We start from the raw sequence: 18,199 nt of genomic DNA on the forward strand, positions 1-18,199 counted from the left end.
CGGGCGCGTTGCGCCGGTCCCGGCCACGCGGCCCGCTCACAACCCCACGATCCTGTTCCACCGCCTCGCGAACTCCACTCGCTCCGTCGACGTGATGTCCCGTGCGATCGCCAGGCGGCGGCGCATCGTCGCGTCCGGGAAGATCAGCGGATTCTCGGCGAGGGCGGCGGTGTCCTCGTCCCGGGAGGCGGCCAGCACGTCGCGGGCGGCGGGGACGGGGCAGACGTAGTTCACCCAGGCGGCGAGCGTCGCGGCGACCTCCGGCCGGTAGTAGTGGTCGATCAGCCGCTCGGCGTTCGCCTTGTGGCCGGCCCGGTTGGGGATCATCAGCGAGTCCGCCCACAGTTCGCCGCCCTCCTCGGGGACGACGAAGTGGATGTCGGGGTTGTCCGCCTGAAGCTGGATCACGTCGCCCGAGTACGCCTGACAGGCCAGCACATCGCCGCTGACCAGGTCCTTGGTGTAGTCGTTGCCGGTGAACCGGCGGATGTGGCCGCCGCGCACCAGCCGTTCGACCTGGTCGCAGACCCGGTGGAAGTCGTCGGCGGTCCACCGGGTGACGTCCACCCCGTCGCTCTGCATGAGCAGCGCGAACGCCTCGTCCAGACCGGACAGCAAGGTGACCCGGCCCCTGAGGTCGCTCGCCCACAGGTCCTTCGTGTGCCTGATCTCGCGGCCGAGCTTCCGGCGGTTGTACGCGACACCGGTGATGCCGGACTGCCAGGGCACCGTGAACCTGCGCCCCGGATCGAAGGCGGGCGTGCGCAGCAGGGGATCGAGGTGGCGCGTCACATGCGGCTGGCGGGCCCGGTCCATCTCCTGCACCCAGCCGAGACGTACGAACCGCGCGCACATCCAGTCGCTGATGACGATCAGATCGCGGCCGGTCCGCTGGTGGTTCATCAGGGCCGGGCTGATCTTGCCGAAGAACTCGTCGTTGTCGTTGATCTCCTCGACGTAGTCGACCGCGATGCCGGTGCGCCTCTCGAACGCCTCCAGCGTCGGCCGCCGCCCCGGGTCCTTGTCGTCCGTGTCGATGTACAGCGGCCAGTTCGCCCAGGTCAGCCGCCGGTCCCGGGCGGACAGGTCGGTGGCGGGCCGGTCGCCGGGTGCCACGTAGGCGGCGGGCACTCCGCAGCCGGCGAGTGCGCCGAGCACCGCGCCCCCGCCGAGGGTGCGCAGGAGGGAACGCCGGGTGAGCAGGGAGGTCTTCGAAGTCCGGGGCATTCCGGCAGCATGCCGCCCGCTTGGTGGCCGGACAACCGACGCCGCGTCGAGCGGCCCCACGGGAACCCGACACCCTGTCGATCGGCCGTCGGGACGGATGGCGGTGCCGCGGCACGCGGCGGGCGAACGCGGCGGCCCCGCACGGGTCAACTCCCGTGCGGGGCCGCGCCGATGCCGTACCGGTGTTACGCGTCCAGCGACGTCATCACGTGCTTGATACGGGTGTAGTCGTCGAAGCCGTACGCCGACAGGTCCTTGCCGTAGCCGGACTTCTTGAAGCCGCCGTGCGGCATCTCCGCGACCAGCGGGATGTGCGTGTTGATCCACACACAGCCGAAGTCGAGCGCCTTGGACAGACGCATCGCACGCGCGTGGTCCTTCGTCCACACCGAGGAGGCGAGGGCGTACTCGACACCGTTCGCGTACTCGATCGCCTGGGTCTCGTCGCTGAAGGACTGGACGGTGATGACCGGGCCGAAGACCTCGTTCTGGACGATCTCGTCGTCCTGCTTGAGGCCCGAGACGACGGTCGGGGCGTAGAAGTAGCCCTTGTCGCCGACCTGGTGGCCGCCGGCCTCGACCTTGGCGTGCGCGGGCAGACGCTCGATGAAGCCGGAGACCTGCTTGAGCTGGTTCGGGTTGTTGAGGGGCCCGTAGAGCACGTCCTCGTCGTCCGGCTGGCCCGTCTTGGTCTCGGCGGCCGCCTTCGCGAGCGCGGCCACGAACTCGTCGTGGATGGACTCCTGGACGAGGACCCGGGTGGCGGCCGTGCAGTCCTGGCCGGCGTTGAAGAAGCCGGCCACCGAGATGTCCTCGACCGCCTTGGCGATGTCGGTGTCCTCGAAGACGACGACCGGCGCCTTGCCGCCCAGCTCCAGGTGGACGCGCTTGACGTCCTTGGACGCGGACTCGGCGACGGACATGCCGGCGCGGACCGAACCGGTGATGGACGCCATCGCCGGGGTGGGGTGCTCGACCATCATGCGGCCCGTGTCGCGGTCGCCGCAGATGACGTTGAAGACGCCCTTGGGCAGGATCGAGCCGAGGATGTCGGCGATCAGGACCGTGGACGCCGGGGTGGTGTCCGACGGCTTCAGCACGACCGTGTTGCCCGCCGCGATCGCGGGGGCGAACTTCCACACGGCCATCATCATCGGGTAGTTCCAGGGCGCGACCTGCGCGCAGACACCGACCGGCTCCCGGCGGATGATCGAGGTCATGCCGTCCATGTACTCGCCGGCCGAGCGGCCCTCGAGCATCCGGGCCGCTCCCGCGAAGAAGCGGATCTGGTCGACCATGGGCGGGATCTCCTCGGAGCGGGTCAGGCCGGCCGGCTTGCCCGTGTTCTCCACCTCCGCCGCGATCAGTTCCTCGGCGCGCTCCTCGAAGGCGTCAGCGATCTTGAGAAGGGCCTTCTGGCGCTCGGCGGGCGTGGTGTCCCGCCAGGCCGGGAAGGCCGCGGCCGCGGCCGCCATCGCGGCGTCGACGTCCGCCTGCCCGGACAGCGGGGCGGTCGCGTACGCCTCACCGGTCGCGGGGTTGACCACCTCGGTGGTCCGTCCGTCGGCGGCGTCACGGAATTCGCCGTCGATGTAGTTGCGCAGACGACGCAGCTCGGTGCTCACTGCCGGCCCTCCAAGTTCGGGTGTCCAATCGCTGAGACACCCACCCTAATCCGTGGCCCCACGTTTTCAACAGTCCCGATCGCATCACTGCTGCGAAATCCGCAGGGTTCCGCCATGTAAACGACGAATTTCATTGATCGAGCCTTGCGAAACTGTCGAGACGTCGTGCACAGTGAGGTCGTGGCCAGTCGAAGCGCAGATCAGAGGGACTCCCGCGAGTCCAGGAACGGCACCCCCCAGCTGGACGCCGTTTCCCTCGCCATCATCGAGCAGCTCCAGGAGGACGGCCGCCGGCCCTACGCCGCGATCGGCAAGGCCGTCGGCCTGTCCGAGGCGGCCGTGCGCCAGCGCGTCCAGAAGCTGCTCGACCAGGGCGTGATGCAGATCGTCGCCGTCACGGACCCGCTCACCGTGGGCTTCCGCCGGCAGGCGATGGTCGGGATCAACGTCGAGGGCGACGTGGAGTCCGTCGCCGACGCACTGACCGCCATGTCCGAATGCGAGTACGTGGTGATGACCGCAGGCTCGTTCGACCTGATGGTGGAGATCGTCTGCGAGGACGACGACCACCTGCTGGACGTCATCAACAAACGCATCCGGGCCCTCCCCGGAGTGCGCTCCACCGAGAGCTTCGTCTACCTCAAGCTCAAGAAGCAGACCTACATGTGGGGAACCCGATAGCCGTGAGTACCAAGGACCTCAGCAAGACCGCGTACGACCACCTGTGGATGCACTTCACCCGCATGTCCTCGTACGAGAACGCGCCCGTGCCGACCATCGTGCGCGGCGAGGGCACCTACATCTACGACGACAAGGGCAAGCGCTACCTCGACGGTCTCGCCGGTCTGTTCGTGGTCCAGGCGGGCCACGGCCGCACCGAACTGGCCGAGACGGCGTTCAAGCAGGCCCAGGAGCTGGCGTTCTTCCCGGTGTGGTCCTACGCCCACCCGAAGGCCGTGGAGCTGGCGGAGCGTCTCGCCCACCACGCGCCGGGCGACCTGAACAAGGTCTTCTTCACCACCGGCGGCGGCGAGGCGGTGGAGACCGCCTGGAAGCTGGCCAAGCAGTACTTCAAGCTGGTCGGCAAGCCCACCAAGTACAAGGTCATCTCGCGCGCGGTCGCCTACCACGGCACCCCGCAGGGCGCCCTGTCCATCACCGGCCTGCCGGGCCTGAAGGCCCCCTTCGAGCCGCTGGTGCCGGGCGCGCACAAGGTCCCGAACACCAACATCTACCGCGCCCCGATCCACGGCGACGACCCGGAGGCCTTCGGCCGCTGGGCCGCCGACCAGATCGAGCAGCAGATCCTCTTCGAGGGCCCGGAGACCGTGGCCGCGGTCTTCCTGGAGCCGGTGCAGAACGCGGGCGGCTGCTTCCCGCCGCCGCCCGGCTACTTCCAGCGGGTCCGCGAGATCTGCGACCAGTACGACGTGCTGCTCGTGTCGGACGAGGTCATCTGTGCCTTCGGCCGCCTGGGCACCATGTTCGCCTGCGACAAGTTCGGCTACGTCCCGGACATGATCACCTGCGCCAAGGGCATGACCTCCGGCTACTCCCCGATCGGCGCGTGCATCGTCTCCGACCGTCTGGCCGAGCCCTTCTACCAGGGTGACAACACCTTCCTGCACGGCTACACCTTCGGCGGCCACCCCGTGTCGGCCGCGGTGGGCCTGGCCAACCTCGACCTGTTCGAGCGCGAGAACCTCAACCAGCACGTTCTCGACAACGAGGGCGCGTTCCTGTCCACGCTGCAGAAGCTGCACGACCTGCCGATCGTCGGCGACGTCCGCGGCAACGGCTTCTTCTACGGCATCGAGCTGGTCAAGGACAAGAACACCAAGGAGTCCTTCAACGACGAGGAGACCGAGCGCGTCCTGTACGGCTTCCTGTCCAAGGCGCTGTACGACAACGGCCTGTACTGCCGTGCCGACGACCGCGGCGACCCGGTCGTCCAGCTCGCCCCGCCGCTGATCTCCGACCAGGGGACGTTCGACGAGATCGAGCAGATCCTGCGCGCGACGCTGACGGAGGCGTGGACCAAGCTCTGAGCCACCCGAGGTTCCGATCGCCCGGCCGGATGATTCATCCGTCCGGATGATCAACGAACGGCCCCGGGCCGCCCGTTCGAGTGAGAAACGGCGGTCCGGGGCCGTCGCTGTCCCCGGCTCCCGGCGCAGTCTGCCTAGCGTGCGATGTGACCGATCGCTCCGGCCTTCGTTCACCCGAACGGGTCCCCCCGGACGGGGATCGGCACGGGACAACGGATCAGAACCGAGGTGGTACGCGATGGTGGCCCCGCCGGACAACGACGTGCTCTGGGCACACGCCCTGCGCTTTCAGCACAATGGCTCACCCGCTCTCTGCGGCGTCTCCGTGGGGGTGCGCCAGGGCGAGATCCTGGCTGTCACCGGACCGCGCGGGAGCGGCAAGACGACCCTCCTGCAGTGCCTGGCCGGGCTGGTGCCCGTGCAGCGGGGCGAGGTCTGGTTCAACAGCACGCCGGTGCACACCATGGGCTCGCTCCGCCGTGAACGGCTGCGCCGCGACCGCTTCGGCTGGATCGACCCGGTGCCCCTCCTCGTCCCCGAGCTGAACGTCTGGGAGAACGCCGCGCTGCCGCTGCTGCTGCGCGGCACCGGCCGCCGCAGGGCCAAGACCGCTGCCCTGGAGTGGCTGGAGCGGCTCGACATCGGCGGCTGTGCCCACAAGCGCCCGGACGAGCTGGTCTCGGCCGAACGGCAGCGGCTCACCGTGGCCCGGGCCCTCGCCGCGTGCCCGACCGTGCTCTTCGCCGACGAGCCGACCGCCACCCTGCACCGCTCCGACGGCGCCCAGGTGCTGCGCACGCTCACCGCGGCGGCGCGCTCCCACGGCATCACGGTCGTCCTGGCCACACTTCACCCGGACGTCGCGGCCCTCGCCGACCGCACGGTGTCCCTGCTCGACGGGCGGCGCGTGACCACGCTCCAGCTGCCGCCGGTCCCGGAGACGGAAGGCCGGGCGGCGTGCTCGCTCTCCGCCTAGCCCGTAGGGCCCACCCGATGGTCCAGCTCTGCCGGCTGCTGGTCGCCGCGGCCTCGGCGGGCACGGGCTTTCTGATGCTGTCCACGCTGGGGTACGCCATGGCGCACCCGGAGGCGTCCGCCGGTGCGACGCTGCGGCTGGTCTGGTGCCTCGGGCCCGTCGCCGCCACGGTGTACCTCGCGGTCGCCGTCGCGCGCACGGACCCCGGCACCCGCCCCCGGTCCGGGCTGGCCGCCATCGGCCTCGGCCCGGCCCGGCTGATGGCCCTGTCGGCACTGACCACGGCCCTGTCGACCACGCTGGGCTCGGTGCTGGCGTTGCTGGCCTTTCTCCATCTGCGCGGCGATCTGCCCGGAACGCCGTTCGACGGCCAGGTGGCCGGGTTCCTCGCCGCGGACCTGCCGCTGCCGCTGCCCGCGGCACTCACCCTGCTCACGGTGGTGCCGTTCGCGGCGTCCGCGGCGAGCGCGGTGGCCCTGCGGCCGAAGGACAAACGGCAGCGCCGCGCCGGGCGCCGCGCCCAGGCAGCGGCCGCCTCCGGTGCCGGCGACGCCTGCGAGGAACGGACGCCCGGGGAACAGGCCGACGGCCCCGCGGGCGAAGCCCCGGCGCCCGGTCCGCGCCCCGCGGCCGGGCACTCGCCGAGCGGACTGCCCTGGGGTGTGGCCGCGATCGCCGCGGGGCTCGCGGTGGAGGCGCACGCCGGTGACGCGGGCGGAGCACCGCGCTTCCACCTGCCCGGCGGCCTGGCGGGCGGGCCCGCCGGGGTTCTGACGGGCTGGACGCTGACCGCGCTGGGGCTGGCACTGGCCGGGCCCGCCCTCGCGTACCTGTGCGGCCGGATGCTGGACTCCGCGCAGCCGGGGGTCGTGCGGCTGCTCGCGGGGCGTGGTCTGCAACAGGAGGCGCGGCGGATCGGCCGGCCGCTCGGCGTGGTGTGCGCGGTGGCCTCCGGGGCCTACGCCATGACGACGCCGTACACCGACGCGCGACTCGCCTTCGGGCCGCTCACGACGCTCGGTGCGGTGCTCGTGGCGGGGTGCGCGCTGGCGACGCTGGCGACCGCGGCGGTCGAGGCGCGGCAGGCGCGCGTCGGCGCGATCGCCGCTCTGGTGCGGCTGGGCGCGCCGGCCACGCTGCTGCGCACCGCGGCGCTGCTCCGGGCGGGCGCCCTGGCCGTGGTGTTCGTGCCGCTGACCTGGGTGGTCGCTGAGCTGGCGGCGATGCCGCTGAGGGGCTGAGCGGGCCCGCGAGAATTGCCGGAAAAAATTCTCGCCGGCGCCGATGAGTTCCGCCGCCGCCCGCGGTCTCTTCTTCCGTACCGACCAGGACGCGTACGGACCGCGACCCGTATGCACCACCCCTCCGTACCGACCACCATCCGTACGGACTGCAGCTCACCGGGAGAGACCGCTCATGTACCAGCAGATGATCTTCGTGAACCTGCCCGTCGTCGACGTCGAGGCGTCGCGGAAGTTCTTCACGCAACTGGGCTACACGATCAACCCGCAGTTCACGACGGACGACTGCGCCTGTGTCGTCATCAGCGACACGATCATCGCGATGCTGCTCAGCAAGCAGCGCTACGCCGACTTCACCAAGAAGGAGATCGCGGACGCGACGCGGACCAGCGAGGTGCTGCTGTGCCTCAGCGCGGAAAGCCGGGAAAAGGTGGACGAGTTGGTGGACCGGGCGCTCGCGGCGGGCGGCTCGGTCGGCGGGGAGCCGCAGGATCACGGCTTCATGTACGGCCGTTCCTTCGACGACCTCGACGGCCACACCTGGGAGGTCATGTGGATGGACCCCGCGGCGGTTCAGGGCTGAGCTCCCGCAGGTGAACAGGGGTGCCACTGCGGGGGATCGAGGTTGCTCCGGCGGCGTTTCAAACGTCCCGGCGGTTAATGACCGGGCAAAGACGAGGGGTCATGCCGGACATCGGCGTTGACACCGCTCAGTCGCCGCTTATAAACCTGTGAGCCTCACGAGGACGCTGTTGTTGGGCAACGTCCCTGTAACCCCCCGCAGTTGCGCATCACGTGAAGGGCAATCGTGTCCATATCCTCCCGCACCGCACGATCGGTGCGCATCCTCGGCGTCACCTCCGCCGCCGCCGCGCTCACGCTCGGCGTCGCCGGTAACGCGCTCGCCTGCAGCATCCGTGACTTCTCGGCCGTCGCCTCCTGCGACTCGGCCGGGAAGGGCATCATCACCGTCAAGGACATAGACCCCTCCGGCAAGGAGGCGACGGTCACTGTCTACCTCGAGTCGAACGGCGCCGACGAGCGGAAGGTCGGCGAGCAGAAGGTCACCGGTTCCAAGGACGGCGCGACCGTCACGTTCTCCGAGAACTGGGCGCCGAATGCCCAGTACCGGATCCGCGTCAACGCCAACGGCGGCCAGGTCGACGCGGACATCTCGCCCGCACTGACCACCCCGGGCAAGGCTTGCGTGACCTCTCAGACCACCGCGCCGGCCACCACTCCCCCGGCCTCGAACACCCCGAAGCCGTCGGCCACTCCGTCCTCGACGGCCACCCCGTCGGAGTCGGGCGGCACGGCTCCCGCCGCTCCCGGCGACAACTCCCCCTCGCCCGCGGCCGGCAGCTCCAACCTGGCCGAGACGGGTGCCGGCTCCAGCACGCCCCTGATCGCCGGCATCGCCGCCGGACTGGTCGTCATCGGCGGTGGCGCGGTCTTCTTCGGCATGCGCCGCCGGGGCGCGTCGAAGAACAACTGACGCGCGCGCCGGTACCGTACGAGCAAGCGGCCCGCCCCCTGCCGGGGCGGGCCGCTGTGCATGTCCGGACGGCCGGTCGTACCCGGCTAGGCGCCGGAGGCGTTCCCGAGTACGACGACCTCGGCCGCGTCGAACACAACTCCTGTCTCGTCCCCGGGTTCGGGTGCCGCCCGCAGCGGACACGCCGCCTCAAGCGCCGGTGCCTCCTCGGGTTGCAGTCGTACGGCGACATGGGTGCCGCGGAAGGTGCGTGCGGTCACGGTGCAGCGCAGGCCCTGGGTCGCGGGCACGAGGCGGACGCCCGCGGGCCGGACGAGCAGGGCACCCGGTCCCTGTGAAGAGCCTTCGGGGACGGGGAGTTTGCCCCAGGGCGTGTCCGCGGCCTCCCCGGAAACGGTCGCCTCCACCACGTTGTCGAAGCCGAGGAAGCGCGCCACGAACGTGTCCGCGGGCCGCTGCCAGACCTCAAGGGGCGTACCCGACTGGGCGATCCGCCCGTCCCGCATGACGACCACGCGGTCCGCGAGAGCGAAGGCCTCGCCCTGGTCGTGGGTGACCGCGAGGACGGTCGTACCCAACCGCCCGAACAGCTCGCGCAGTTCGACGACCAGGCGCTCGCGCAGCGACCGGTCGAGCTGGCCCAGGGGCTCGTCCAGCATCAGCAGCCGTGGCCGGGGCGCGAGCGCGCGGGCGAGCGCGACACGCTGCTGCTCGCCGCCGGAGAGCGAGGCGACGGCCCGCCGGGCGGCTCCGGGCAGCCCGACCAGGTCCAGCAACTCCCCGATTCGGTCCTCTCGTTCGGCGCGCGGGACCCGCTGCATCCGCAGCCCGAAGGCGACGTTCCCGCCCACGTCCCGCTGCGGGAACAGCTGGTGGTCCTGGAACATCAGCCCCACCCCGCGCCGGTGCGCGGGCACCCCGGCCAGATCGCGGCCGTCGAGGAACACCCGCCCCGAGTCGAGCGGTTGCAGCCCCGCCACGGTCCGCAGCAGCGTCGACTTGCCGCCGCCACTGGGCCCGAGCACGCACACCACTTGGTGCTCGGCGACCTCGAGGTCGACTCCGTCGAGCGCGGTGCTGCCCCCGTAGCGTACGGTCGTCCGCTCCAGCCTGAGCATCGTCAGAACTCCCCCGTCCGATCGGTCCGCAGCCGCTCCAGGACCAGCAGCGCCACCGCGCACACCACCATGAGAATCGTCGAAAGGGCCATCGCCTGGCCGTAGTTCAGGTCGCCGGGCCGTCCGAGCAGGCGCGCCACGGCGACCGGCAGCGTCGGGTTGTCGGACCGGGCGATGAACACGGTCGCCCCGAACTCGCCCAGCGACACGGCGAACGCGAACCCGGCCGCGATCAGCAGCGCCCGCCGTACGATCGGCAGGTCGACCTCGCGCCACACCCGCCACGGCGAGGCTCCGAGCACCGCGGCCGCCTCCCGCAGCCGCTCGTCCACGGCGCGCAGCACGGGCAGCATGGTGCGTACCACGAAGGGGGCGCCCACCAGCGCCTGCGCGAGCGGTACCAGGATCCAGGAACCGCGCAGATCCAGCGGCGGCTTGTCCAGCGAGATCAGGAACCCGAAGCCGACGGTCACGGCGGACACGCCCAGCGGCAGCATCAGCAGCGCGTCGAAGCCCCTCACCAGGCGGCCGGCGTCCCGGCGGGCGAGGGCCGCGGCGGCGAGGGAGCCGATCAGCACGGCGATGACGGTGGCGGCGACGGCGTAGGCGAGGGAGTTGCCGATCGCGTTGATCGGCGCGACGAGGAAGGTCCCGCCGTCCGCGTGCGTCAGGGCCTCGTAGTACGCGAACCCGGGCGCGTCGAGTGACCGCCCGACCAGCACGGCGAGCGGCAGGACGAGCAGGACGGCGACGGTGACGAGGACCGAGCCGAGCAGCGCCCACTGGGCGGCACCGCGCGGTCTGCGCGCCGTGCGGGACGCGTCGACCAGCCGCAGCGCACTCTCTCGGCGGCGCACCGTCCAGGCGTGCAGCACCAGTATCCCGCCCACCGCAAGGAACTGGGCGATCGTCAGCACGGCGGCCGTGGACAGGTCGAAGATCTCCGAGGTCTGCCGGTAGATCTCCACCTCCAGGGTGGAGAAGGCCGGGCCGCCCAGGATCTGCACCACCCCGAACGAGGTGAACGTGAACAGGAAGACCATGAGGGCGGCGGCGGCCACGGCCGGGCCCAGAGCGGGCAGCGTCACCTTCCGCCAGGCGGTGCCGCGGGAGGCTCCGAGTACGCGTGCGGCCTCCTCCTGACGCGGGTCGAGCTGCGCCCACAGGCCGCCGACCGTCCGGACGACGACCGCGTAGTTGAAGAAGACATGGGCGAGCAGGATGGCCCATACGGTCGTGTCGAGCCGGACGCCCCACAGGTCGTCGAGGAGTCCGCCACGGCCGACGAGTGCCAGGAACGCCGTGCCGACGACCACCGTGGGCAGCACGAACGGCACGGTGACCACCGCGCGCAGCACCTGCTTGCCGGGGAAGTCCAGGCGGGCGAAGACGTAGGCGCCGGGCATCGCCACCAGCAGGGTGAGGGCCGTGGAGGCGAGCGCCTGCCAGGTGGTGAACCACAGCACATGCCGGATGTCGGGCTGTGCGAGCACCTGTGTGAGGCGGCCGAGGCGCCACACCCCGTCGACGCGCAGACCGCGCGTGACGATCGCGGCGACGGGATAGGCGAAGAAGACCGCGAAGAACACGGCCGGCAGGGCCATGAGCCCGAACCGCGCCGCACCTCCGCGGCTCTTCGGGGCTACTTCAGTACGAGCGACGTCCACGACCTGACCCACTGGTCACGGTTGGCGGCGATCTTCGCCGGGGCCATGGTCGCGGGGTGCTCGGCCGCGGGCCCGTACTCGGTGAATTCGGCGGGCACCCGCGCGCCCTGCACGACCGGGTAGACGTACATGTTGAACGGCATGTCCTCCTGGAACGTCCTGCTGATCAGGAAGTCGAGGAACGCCTTGGCGCCCTTGGGGTTGTGAGCGTTGCTCAGCAGGCCCGCGAACTCGATCTGGCGGAAGCAGGTGCCGGTGGCGACGCCGGTCGGCGCGGTCTTGGGCCGCGGTTTGGCGTAGACGACCTCGGCGGGCGGCGAGGAGGCGTAGGAGACGACGAGCGGCCGGTCGCCCCCGGCCTTGCGGCCCGCGGCCGAACCCGAGAACTCCTGCTCGTAGGCCTGCTGCCAGCCGTCGACCACCTTGACGCCGTTGTCCCTGAGCTTCTTCCAGTAGCCCTGCCAGCCTCCCGCGCCTGCGGCTCCGCCCGAGCGGGAGGTGGCCCCGTCGCCGTAGCGGGCGGCGGTGCCCAGCAGGAAGCCGAGGCCCGGCGAGGACGTGGAGGCGTTCTCGGTGACGAGAAGGTTCCGGTAGGCGGGCTTGGTGAGGTCGTCGAAGGAGGCGGGCGGGGCGAGCTTGTGGTCGGCGAAGTACTTCTTGTCGTAGTTGACGCAGATGTCGCCGTAGTCGACGGGCGTGACGCGGTGCTTGTCCTTGTCGAGCTGGTACTGCGCGCCGACCCGGTCCAGTCCCTCGGCCGTGTACGGCTGGAACAGACCGTTGTCGAGCGCCCGGGACAGCAGCGTGTTGTCGACGCCGAAGAAGACGTCGCCCTGCGGATTGTCCTTGGTGAGGATCGCCTTGTTGACGGCCTGTCCCGCGTCGCCGTCGGGGAGGACCCTGACCCGGTAACCGGACTCCTTCTCGAACGCCGCGATGACGCTCTTGGAGGCGGCCCACGCGTCGTGGCTGACAACGGTCACGGTCTTCGGGTCGCCACCGCTGCCGCCGGTGGAGCCGGACGATCCGCATGCGGACAGCGTGATCAGGCCCAGCCCGACGGCTACGGCCGCCAACTGCCTGCGGGTGATGCTCACTGAATTCCTCCTGGAGGTGACCAGGAAGAGACGCGGCCCTGCCCGGGAGCCCCGAAGGGTCCCGGGCAGGGCGCAACAGCTCGAGTGAAGACCGAACTTCCTACCCAGAATGACCTGGGCGAGGTTCAGAGGGTCTGCGGGCTCTCCCGCACTCTCAGCGCTGTGGCGCTCCCCTGTCGGAATATGAAGATATACCTGTGATGATATGGACGGCCTTCAGACTACCGCTCGGTGGCCGCCAGCTGACCACACGCTCCGTCGATCTCCTGACCCCGGGTGTCCCGGACGGTCACCGGCACCCCATGGGCGGCGATCGCCTCGACGAACGCCTTCTCGTCCTCGGGCCGTGACGCGGTCCACTTGGAGCCGGGCGTCGGATTGAGCGGGATCAGATTGACGTGGACGGGCTTGCCCTTGAGCAGTCGGCCGAGCCGATCGCCGCGCCACGCCTGGTCGTTGATGTCCCGGATCAGGGCGTACTCGATGGACAGCCGACGCCCCGACTTCTCGACGTACTCGAACCCGGCGTCGAGGACCTCCCGCACCTTCCACCGCGTGTTGACGGGCACGAGGGTGTCGCGCAGCTCGTCGTCCGGCGCGTGCAGGGAGATGGCGAGGCGGCACTTGAAGCCCTCGTCGGCGAAGCGGTGGATGGCCGGCACCAGCCCGACGGTCGACACGGTGATCCCGCGCTGTGAGAGCCCGAGCCCGTCCGGCGCGGGGTCGGTGAGGGCGCGGATGGCGCCGACGACTCGCTTGTAGTTGGCGAGGGGCTCGCCCATGCCCATGAACACGATGTTGGACAGCCGTGCCGGGCCGCCGGGGATCTCACCGTCGCGCAGCGCCCGCATGCCGTCCACGATCTGGTGCACGATCTCCGCGGTGGACAGGTTGCGGTCCAGGCCGGCCTGGCCGGTGGCGCAGAACGGGCAGTTCATGCCGCAGCCCGCCTGGGAGCTGATGCACATGGTGACCCGGTCGGGGTAGCGCATCAGCACGGACTCCACCAGCGTCCCGTCGAACAGCCGCCACAGCGTCTTCCGGGTGGTGTCCTGGTCGGTCGACAGATGCCGTACGACCGTCATCAGCTCCGGCAGCAGCGCCTCCTGGAGCCTGCCGCGCGAGGAGGCGGGAATGTCGGTCCACTGCTCCGGGTCGTGCGAGAACCGCGCGAAGTAGTGCTGCGAGAGCTGCTTGGCGCGGAACGGCTTCTCACCGATCGCGGCGACCGCCTCCTTGCGCTCGGCGGGCGTGAGATCGGCAAGATGCCGCGGCGGGGTCTTGGCTCCGCGCGGCGCGACGAAAGTGAGTTCTCCGGGCTTAGGCATGGCCTTATCAGTGTCGCAGATCCATCTGTGTGCCCTGGGCCTCAGTCGTACGCGGTGATCGCCGTCGGTCGTCCCTGGCCGTCGCGGTCCTTCTCGGACGGCCCGGAGACGGCCCGGCCCACGGAACTCTGAGCGCGTGCCGTCAAAGGCTGGGCGGGCCCGGTGGCGTCCAAGGCGGGCCGGTCATCAGTCCCAGCCGTCCACCTCCGCGCCCTCCCGAGCAGGCAACTCAAGCTTCGATGTCACGAACCTACCGGCCACCGATCTTGGGTGACAACGCTCAGCCTCCGCTGCCACAGAACACCAGGGCCCATGATGCTCCCGCATAGGCGCACCCCCTAGAATCGAACATGTGAACGACACTCCGCCGTCTCGTCTGGAGCTGCTGCGCTTCGCGCGCCGTGTTGTGGTCCAGCAGGCGACGGCGGCACTGGCACAGCTCGACCGTTGGATCACCGAGGAACAGCGCCGAGAGGCGGAGCACCGTCGAGCCCAGGAGATGCGCCCGCCTCCCCCTGAGTGGCTGATCGAGCGGGGCCTGAACAAGGACAACCTGGTGGCGGTGCACGTAGGCGACTGCTGGACGGTACGTAAGAGCAGCCGGTGCATCGGCGTCTCGCGGGTGCAGGCACTGGATGCGTTGCGCCGGCAGGTGCCGGCGTGCCCGCACTGCCGTGCGGATTCCGCGCTCGGCTTCATGGAGTAGACCCCCGGGATCCTTCGACCACCGCGACAACCAGAGGGCTGTTCACCGCACAGCGCTACCGCGCCGGTCGGCGCGAAGATCGTGGTCCACGCCTGATCCCGCAGAGACATCGAACTTACTGAAATCGAACCCGTGATGTCGGCGATGGCGCTCCTGCGGCCATCGCCGACATCACGTGTAGGCCGCCGGGTCGGCGTCAGTGGACCGGTTCGAGATGGTCGGCACCCGGGCGCCCGGCGCTCAGGTGGGCGGTGAGGAAGCGGGCGGCGCGGTCGAGTGCGGCGTCCGCCTCGTCGAGGCGGCCGTAGTGGTGCTGGAAGACGTGGGGGAGGCCGGGGCCGACTTCGAGCGTGACCTCGACGCCGTCGGCTCCCGCGCGGCCGGCCAGCCGGACCGCGTCGTCGAGGAGCACCTCGTTCGCCCCGACCTGCACGAGGAGTGGGGGCAGTCCGGTGAGGTCGGCGAACACCGGACTGGCCAGGGGATGCGCCCTGTCGCCTGCGCCGACGTAGAGATCGGCGTAGGCGTGCACGTCGGCCTCTGTGAAAATGGGGTCGGCGCTCTGCTTGGAACGGATGCTTCCGCCAGCGAGGGTGAGGTCGGCCCAAGGGGAGAAGACGACCACGGCGGCTGGTTGCGGCAGCCCGGCCTCCCGGGCGGCGAGCAGCGTGGCGATGCTCAATCCGCCACCGGCGGAGTCACCGGCCATGACGAGGTCCCGTGGGTCGGTGCCCGACGCCAGCAGCTCACGGTAGGCCGCGAGCCCGTCGTCGACAGCCGCGGGGAAAGGGTGCTCGGGCGCCAGCCGGTAATCCACCGACGTCGCGCGCAGCCCGGCGCGGCGGGCCAGTTCACCGACCAGCCCTGCGTGGGTGTCCGGTGAGCCGATGACGTAGCCGCCGCCGTGCAGGTAGAGCAGTCGGCCGCGGCCGGAGGCTTCGACCGGCTCCAGCTCCAGTATCGGCCGCCCGCCCAGGACGGCCCTGCGGGTGACCACGCCCTCCGGCGCGGGGCGGGTGACAGCCGCGGCGAAACCGCTGCGCTGCTCCTCGAGAGTGGGCCGCATCTCGCTGCGAGGGACGGAACGGAGTAGGGCGTCCAGGGCGTCGCGCTGCTGTCGGGACATGCGGGGCCTCCATGGGTCGGGTGCGAGGATGGATTCCTGGGAATCCACCTACCTGACCCCAACCGGATTCCAAGGAAGATGATTCCTGGGAATCCATTGGAGCTAATGTGAGCCACATCACCCCGATCTTCACCGATCTGGTCCGCGTCGAGACCCGGCTCTACAACGCGGTGAGCGCCCGGTTGCGCGCCGAACAAGGGCTGGGACTGGGACAGTTCGAGCTTTTGGAGATCATCGACCGCGTGCCGGGGTGCCGCGTGCTCGACATCGTCGGCGAACTGGCGATCACCGTGGGGGCCGTCAGCAAGGCGGTCGACCGGCTGGTGGCTGCGGGCTGGTGCCTGCGGGTCGCGCACCCCCAGGACCGCCGCTCGTCCGTCCTCCGCCTCACACCCGCGGGTGAGAAGCAGTTGTCCGCTTCCCGCCCCCTTGTCGAAAGCGAGCTCATCTCACTGACCGCGGCGGTTCCCCCCGATGACCTGGCCCGCATCGCCTCAACCCTGGCCATCCTTCGCGCAACCCTGGAGGCGGGCCCCACGGCCGACCGGAATGAGGGGACATGACCCGCGAAGGGCATCCGACCTGGCTCTGAGAAGACCTCAATGACTACCGGCCGTCGTTGACCTCTCTACGAGATACGGAGAGAACGGGCCGACAGGGCATGCCAAGTCCCACTCCGAGTGACAAGTCCGAGTCGCTCGGCACCTCGATCCACAGGCCAAGCTGCAGCGAGGGGCTCACCGTCCCGTGGACGGTGAGCCCCTCGGCCACGACCGGACCGCGGATCCCCGGCGCGGGACGGTCCGTCAGCCGCTCCCTCAGCTGCTCCCGACGAAGAGCACCAGCAGCAGCCAGACCACCGGAGCGGTCGGAAGGAGCGAGTCGAGACGGTCCATGATCCCGCCGTGGCCCGGCAGCAGGGTGCCCATGTCCTTGATGCCCAGATCACGCTTGATCATGGACTCGCCCAGATCGCCCAGCGTGGCGCTGGCCGCGACCGCGAGGCCCAGCAGCAGGCCCTGCCACCACGAACCGCCGTCGATCAGATACTGCATGCACAGCGCGCCCGCCGCCATGGCGAAGGCCACCGCACCGACCAGGCCCTCGCGGGTCTTGCCGGGGCTGATGCGCGGGGCGAGCTTGTGCTTCCCGAACCGCCAGCCGACCGCATAGGCACCCGTGTCGCTGACGACCGTCAGGAGCAGGAAGGTCAGCACGCGCTGCGGGCCGTCGCCGGCCATCAGCATCATGGCGACGAATGTGGCCAGGAACGGCACGTAGAAAGCCGCGAAGACACCCGCCGTGACGTCCTTGAGATAGCCGTCCGGTGGTTCCGTCATGCGCCACACCAGCACCGCGAGCGCGGTCAGAGCCATCGCCACCCAGGCACCCTCGGCACCCCGGACATACCCGGCGACGACCATCGCCGCACCGCCGACCGCGAGCGGCACCAGGGGCGCCTTGATGCCCTTGCGCTCCTCCAGCCGCTTCGTCAGCTCCCACAGCCCCACCACGACGGCGACCGCTATGACACCCACGAACACGGCCTTGACGATGAACAACGACACGACGATCACAACGCCGAGCCCGACCCCGACCCCTATGGCCGCACCCAGATCACGGCCCGCGCTCTTCTTCTGCGGTGCGGGCGCCGGCTGTGGGGCGTCGGGCATGGGCTCCGGATTCTGCGAGGCCGCCCAGTGGGACGGCGCCTGCGGCGTCTGGTTGCGGAACAAGGGGCCGCTCAGCCGAGCGGCCCCCCGGTCGTCATCCTGGTCTCCGCCTTGCGCGGGCACGTCGGGCACGATGGGCATGGGGCGAGTCTGCTGGGCGTCATGCGCATCGTACGCGGGACCCGCCGGGCCGGTCTCCCGGACCGGTCCCTCGTCGGCGGGCCCCCAATACCCGGTCTGTGGCGGCGCCCCCCAGGAAGAGTCGTTCATCAGACCTCGAGCAGCTCCGCTTCCTTGTGCTTGAGCAGCTCGTCCACCTGAGCGACGTACTTCGCGGTGGTGTCGTCGAGCTCCTTCTCCGCACGGCGGCCCTCGTCCTCACCGACCTCGCCGTCCTTGACGAGCTTGTCGATGGCGTCCTTGGCCTTGCGGCGGACGGAGCGGATCGCGACCTTGGCGTCCTCGCCCTTGCCCTTGGCGACCTTGATGTACTCGCGGCGGCGCTCCTCGGTGAGCTCCGGGAACACCACGCGGATGATGTTGCCGTCATTGCTCGGGTTGACGCCCAGGTCGGAGTCGCGGATCGCCTGCTCGATGTTGCGCAGCGCGCTCTTGTCGAACGGCGTCACCACGGCCATGCGCGGCTCCGGCACCGAGAACGAGGCCAGCTGGTTGATCGGCGTCGGTGCGCCGTAGTAGTCGGCCACGATCTTGTTGAACATCGCCGGGTGCGCACGGCCGGTGCGGATCGCGGCGAAGTCCTCCTTGGCGACCACGACGGCCTTCTCCATCTTCTCCTCGGCCTCGAGGAGGGTCTCTTCGATCACCACTTGCTCCTGCGTGTCTTGAGTAGGCCCGGCAGCTGTCACTCG

General features: G+C 70.4%; 17 protein-coding genes. 8 read left to right on the forward strand and 9 right to left on the reverse strand.

The features are described 5' to 3' along the window. Positions 1–36 precede the first annotated feature (36 nt). Both LZ604_RS10665 and LZ604_RS10670 read right to left on the reverse strand, forming a co-directional pair. Positions 37–1,227 (reverse strand): polyamine ABC transporter substrate-binding protein, encoded by a 1,191-nt coding sequence (locus LZ604_RS10665; RefSeq protein ID WP_234514461.1) that lies wholly within the window; start codon positions 1,225–1,227, stop codon positions 37–39. Positions 1,228–1,412: 185 nt separating this feature from the next. Next, positions 1,413–2,852 (reverse strand): gamma-aminobutyraldehyde dehydrogenase, encoded by a 1,440-nt coding sequence (locus tag LZ604_RS10670; RefSeq protein ID WP_234514463.1) that lies wholly within the window; start codon positions 2,850–2,852, stop codon positions 1,413–1,415. A gap of 165 nt (positions 2,853–3,017) precedes the next feature. On the opposite strand from LZ604_RS10670, the gene LZ604_RS10675 reads away from it, so the two are divergent. The 6 genes from LZ604_RS10675 to LZ604_RS10700 all read left to right on the forward strand — a co-directional run bounded on the left by LZ604_RS10675 (position 3,018) and on the right by LZ604_RS10700 (position 8,612). Beyond that, positions 3,018–3,533 (forward strand): Lrp/AsnC family transcriptional regulator, encoded by a 516-nt coding sequence (locus LZ604_RS10675; protein WP_234514466.1) that lies wholly within the window; start codon positions 3,018–3,020, stop codon positions 3,531–3,533. Beyond that, complete coding sequence (locus tag LZ604_RS10680; RefSeq protein WP_234514468.1) at positions 3,518–4,900, forward strand: aspartate aminotransferase family protein; 1,383 nt, start codon at positions 3,518–3,520, stop codon at positions 4,898–4,900. The genes LZ604_RS10675 and LZ604_RS10680 overlap by 16 nt, the downstream gene beginning before the upstream one ends. A gap of 238 nt (positions 4,901–5,138) precedes the next feature. Then, positions 5,139–5,876: an ABC transporter ATP-binding protein gene (locus tag LZ604_RS10685; RefSeq protein WP_234514471.1), complete on the forward strand. Its 738-nt coding sequence runs from the start codon at positions 5,139–5,141 to the stop codon at positions 5,874–5,876. Then, the gene (locus tag LZ604_RS10690) at positions 5,858–7,117 is read left to right on the forward strand and encodes a hypothetical protein (protein WP_234514477.1); all 1,260 of its coding nucleotides are present in this window, start codon (positions 5,858–5,860) and stop codon (positions 7,115–7,117) included. Before LZ604_RS10685 ends, LZ604_RS10690 begins: the two co-directional genes overlap by 19 nt. Before the next feature lie 175 nt (positions 7,118–7,292). Next, positions 7,293–7,700 (forward strand): VOC family protein, encoded by a 408-nt coding sequence (locus LZ604_RS10695; RefSeq protein ID WP_234514479.1) that lies wholly within the window; start codon positions 7,293–7,295, stop codon positions 7,698–7,700. 225 nt (positions 7,701–7,925) lie between these two features. Then, positions 7,926–8,612, forward strand: coding sequence for an LAETG motif-containing sortase-dependent surface protein (locus LZ604_RS10700; protein ID WP_234514481.1), 687 nt, complete (start codon positions 7,926–7,928; stop codon positions 8,610–8,612). A gap of 86 nt (positions 8,613–8,698) precedes the next feature. On the opposite strand, the gene LZ604_RS10705 is transcribed toward LZ604_RS10700, so the two are convergent. The 4 genes from LZ604_RS10705 to rlmN all read right to left on the reverse strand — a co-directional run bounded on the left by LZ604_RS10705 (position 8,699) and on the right by rlmN (position 13,822). Then, positions 8,699–9,730: an ABC transporter ATP-binding protein gene (locus LZ604_RS10705; protein ID WP_234514483.1), complete on the reverse strand. Its 1,032-nt coding sequence runs from the start codon at positions 9,728–9,730 to the stop codon at positions 8,699–8,701. A 2-nt stretch (positions 9,731–9,732) separates the two neighbouring features. Next, a complete protein-coding gene (locus tag LZ604_RS10710; RefSeq protein WP_234514486.1) occupies positions 9,733–11,334 on the reverse strand; it encodes an ABC transporter permease in 1,602 nt (533 codons plus the stop codon). Between the two features lie 38 nt (positions 11,335–11,372). After that, positions 11,373–12,494, reverse strand: a complete 1,122-nt coding sequence (locus LZ604_RS10715; RefSeq protein WP_234514488.1) for a thiamine ABC transporter substrate-binding protein — start codon at positions 12,492–12,494, stop codon at positions 11,373–11,375. A 221-nt stretch (positions 12,495–12,715) separates the two neighbouring features. Then, positions 12,716–13,822 carry a dual-specificity RNA methyltransferase RlmN gene (gene rlmN, locus LZ604_RS10720; RefSeq protein WP_234514497.1) on the reverse strand — a complete coding sequence of 369 codons (1,107 nt, stop codon included), beginning with the start codon at positions 13,820–13,822 and terminating at the stop codon, positions 12,716–12,718. A 352-nt stretch (positions 13,823–14,174) separates the two neighbouring features. Between rlmN and LZ604_RS10725 the strand changes: the two genes are divergently transcribed. Next, positions 14,175–14,528, forward strand: coding sequence for a DUF6233 domain-containing protein (locus LZ604_RS10725; protein ID WP_234514499.1), 354 nt, complete (start codon positions 14,175–14,177; stop codon positions 14,526–14,528). Positions 14,529–14,724: 196 nt separating this feature from the next. On the opposite strand, the gene LZ604_RS10730 is transcribed toward LZ604_RS10725, so the two are convergent. Next, positions 14,725–15,654, reverse strand: coding sequence for an alpha/beta hydrolase (locus tag LZ604_RS10730; protein WP_234514501.1), 930 nt, complete (start codon positions 15,652–15,654; stop codon positions 14,725–14,727). A 107-nt stretch (positions 15,655–15,761) separates the two neighbouring features. Between LZ604_RS10730 and LZ604_RS10735 the strand changes: the two genes are divergently transcribed. Continuing rightward, the gene (locus LZ604_RS10735; protein ID WP_234514503.1) at positions 15,762–16,217 is read left to right on the forward strand and encodes a MarR family winged helix-turn-helix transcriptional regulator; all 456 of its coding nucleotides are present in this window, start codon (positions 15,762–15,764) and stop codon (positions 16,215–16,217) included. Between the two features lie 255 nt (positions 16,218–16,472). On the opposite strand, the gene LZ604_RS10740 is transcribed toward LZ604_RS10735, so the two are convergent. Both LZ604_RS10740 and frr read right to left on the reverse strand, forming a co-directional pair. Further along, positions 16,473–17,597 (reverse strand): phosphatidate cytidylyltransferase, encoded by a 1,125-nt coding sequence (locus LZ604_RS10740; RefSeq protein ID WP_234514506.1) that lies wholly within the window; start codon positions 17,595–17,597, stop codon positions 16,473–16,475. Continuing rightward, positions 17,597–18,154, reverse strand: coding sequence for a ribosome recycling factor (gene frr / locus LZ604_RS10745; RefSeq protein ID WP_059129097.1), 558 nt, complete (start codon positions 18,152–18,154; stop codon positions 17,597–17,599). Before frr ends, LZ604_RS10740 begins: the two co-directional genes overlap by 1 nt. Positions 18,155–18,199 lie beyond the last annotated feature (45 nt).

This window comes from Streptomyces glomeratus (genome assembly GCF_021462825.1).
GTDB classification, from domain to species: domain Bacteria; phylum Actinomycetota; class Actinomycetes; order Streptomycetales; family Streptomycetaceae; genus Streptomyces; species Streptomyces glomeratus.